General features: G+C 70.4%; 3 protein-coding genes. 2 read left to right on the top strand and 1 reads right to left on the bottom strand.

The window, feature by feature from the left end:
- Positions 1-522: NAD(P)/FAD-dependent oxidoreductase (locus tag ON39_RS34235; protein WP_040740442.1), on the top strand; the 522-nt coding region annotated here is incomplete at its 5' end.
- Positions 523-532: 10 nt separating this feature from the next.
- Complete coding sequence (locus tag ON39_RS34230) at positions 533-1264, top strand: aspartate/glutamate racemase family protein (protein WP_063713418.1); 732 nt, start codon at positions 533-535, stop codon at positions 1262-1264.
- A 5-nt stretch (positions 1265-1269) separates the two neighbouring features.
- On the opposite strand, the gene ON39_RS34225 is transcribed toward ON39_RS34230, so the two are convergent.
- The gene (locus ON39_RS34225; protein ID WP_040740440.1) at positions 1270-2487 is read right to left on the bottom strand and encodes an FAD-dependent monooxygenase; all 1218 of its coding nucleotides are present in this window, start codon (positions 2485-2487) and stop codon (positions 1270-1272) included.
- Positions 2488-2565 lie beyond the last annotated feature (78 nt).

The raw sequence follows: 2565 nt of genomic DNA, 5'->3' as shown, positions 1-2565 counted from the left end.
GGCGACGTGGTCCTCGCGGCGGGCGCGTGGTCCACCGAGTGCGCGCGCCTGGTCGGGATCGACCTCACGCTGCAACCGATCAAGGGCTACAGCGTCACCGTGGACATGCCGCCCGGCGGCCCGAGCAGGCCGGTGCTGCTGAGCGAGGGGCGCATGGCCATGGTGCCGCTCGGCGACCGCCTTCGCCTCGGCGGGCGGCTCGAGCTGACCGGCATGAGCACCGCGATCTCCGCGCGTCGCGTGCGCGGAATGCTGTGCACCGCAGGCGAATACCTGCCGGACCTGGCGGGGCTGCCGACCCGCGAGGCCTGGAGCGGCCTGCGCCCCTGCACGCCCGACGGCGTGCCGCTCATCGGCCGCGCCAGCCCGCGCAACGTGCTAGTCGCGGTCGGCTACGGCCACATCGGCATGGGTCTCGCCCCGGCCGGCGGCGAGCTGATCAGCCGGATCCTGGCGGGCGAACGACCGGCCATCGACCCCCTGCCCCTGCGGCCGGGCCGTTTCACCAGCACTATTTCTTAAGGCGTCACCAGTGATCGAAAACCAAGGTGTCAAGGGCGACACCACCATCGGCGTACTCTGCCTCGATACCGCGTTCACCAAGATCCCGGGCCATATCCGCAACCGGGCGACCTTCGACTTCCCCGTCGACTACCAGGTGGTGCGCGGCGCGACGCCCCAGCGCATGGTCACCGAGGCGGACCCGACCCTCTTGGAACCGTTCATCATCGCCGCCAAGGAGCTCGAGGCGCGCGGCGTCGCCGCGATCACCAGCGGGTGCGGCTTCCTCGTCATCTTCCAGCAGCAGCTGGCCGACGCCGTGCAGGTCCCGCTGTACAGCTCGAGCCTGATCCAGGTGCCCATGGTGCACCGCATGATCGGCGCGAACCGGAAGGTCGGCCTGCTCGTCGCCAAGAAGGCCGCGCTCACCCGGCGGCATCTGGCGGCGATCGGCGGCGAGTCGGTGCCCATCTGCGTCGCCGGGATGGACGCGGGCACGGAGTTCCGCGAGGTGATCCTGGAGGGCCGCCGGACCCGGCTCGGCGCCGAAGAGCTCGGCGCGGAGGTGCTTTTCGAGATCGATCGGCTCGCGGAGGCCAACCCGGACATGGGCGCGCTGGTGATCGAGTGCACCGATCTGGTCCCGTACGGCCACGCCATCCAGGACCGGCTCGGCCTGCCCGTCTTCGATATCGTCACGCTCACCGAGATGGTGCACCGGAGCTTAAGCCACCGGCCTTTTCGCGAAAAGCGTATCGCCTGAGTGGTTTACGACGTGGCAGTCGAGGTGAGCGGCGTCGAGGGCCCGGAGTCTGGCACCCCCGCGTAGTCCGGCAGCTCGACGCCGTTGATCGCGCGCCCGACCAACTCGGTGAACCACTCGCTGGTGAAGTCCGGCGCCGGCTCGGCATCCGGCCCGGGGACCTCGCGGCTGCGGGCGTTCAACCGCCCGATCTCCTGGTTGGCCTCGACGAACGAGCGCATCCGCTCCTCGTAGCGGGCGAACCCGGCCTCGGGATCCCAACCGGCCGCGGCCAACTCGCCGGCCAGCACGTACGCGCCGACCAGGGCAAGCCCGGTGCCCTGCCCGGACATCGGCGACGAGCTGAACGCCGCGTCACCGAGCAGCCCCACCCGCCCCTTGGACCAGCGGTCCAGCACCACCTGGCCGACCTGGTCGAGGTAGAAGTCCGGGGTGTCGTCCAGGTGCGCGAGGATGCGCGGGCTCAACCAGCCCAGGCCCTCGGTCCGCTCGCGCAGCAGGCGCTTCTGCCCCTCGATGTCGCGGTAGTCGACCTCGAAGTCCTTCGAGGCGAAGTAGAACATGGCCATCGCGCGGGTGGCGTCGTGGATGGGGCGCAGCAGGGCGGAGCGCCCGGTCTCCTGGTACTCGAGCAGCCAGCGGTCCAGGCCGAACTCGTTGGGCACGCTGTAGAAGGCGAGCACGTGCCCGAGGTGATGGATGAACTGCTCGTGCGGCCCGAAGACCATGGCGCGCAGGGACGAATGCAGGCCGTCCGCGCCGATGACCAGATCGAAGCGTCGGTGGTCGCCGCCTGCGAAGGTCACGTCGACGCCGTCCGCGTCCTGGGTGAGCTCGGCGATCCGGTCGCCGAAGAGGTATTCGACGCCGTCGCGGGTGTCGTCGTAGAGCACCTGGGACAGGTCGCCGCGCAGGATCTCGATCTCGGAGATGTAGCCGTCGCCGTCGTTGTCGTCGGCGGGGAAGGCCTCGAGCACGTTTCCGTCCGCGTCCACGTTGTACGCGCCCGCGGTGTCGGTGCAGGCCGCGCGGACCGCCGCGTCCAGGCCCATCCGCACGATGACGTCCTTGGCCACCCCGCGCGCGTCCACTGCCTGCCCGCCCGGGCGCAGCTCGGGCGCCCGCTCGACCACGGTCACCTGGGCGCCGCGCCGACGCAGCCAGTGCGCCAGCGCGGGACCCGCGATGCTCGCGCCCGCCACCAGTACTTTGATCTCACTCACCGTAAACCTCTTTCGACCGTCCGAATCACGGACGGTCCGTGATCTTACGAGGGCAGACGGGTCAGGCGCGGGAGATTC

This window comes from Nocardia tenerifensis NBRC 101015 (assembly GCF_000308715.1).
GTDB classification, from domain to species: Bacteria; Actinomycetota; Actinomycetes; order Mycobacteriales; family Mycobacteriaceae; genus Nocardia; species Nocardia tenerifensis.
Note: the sequence above shows the minus strand (reverse complement) of the source record. Positions and strands in the feature narration are given on the sequence as shown.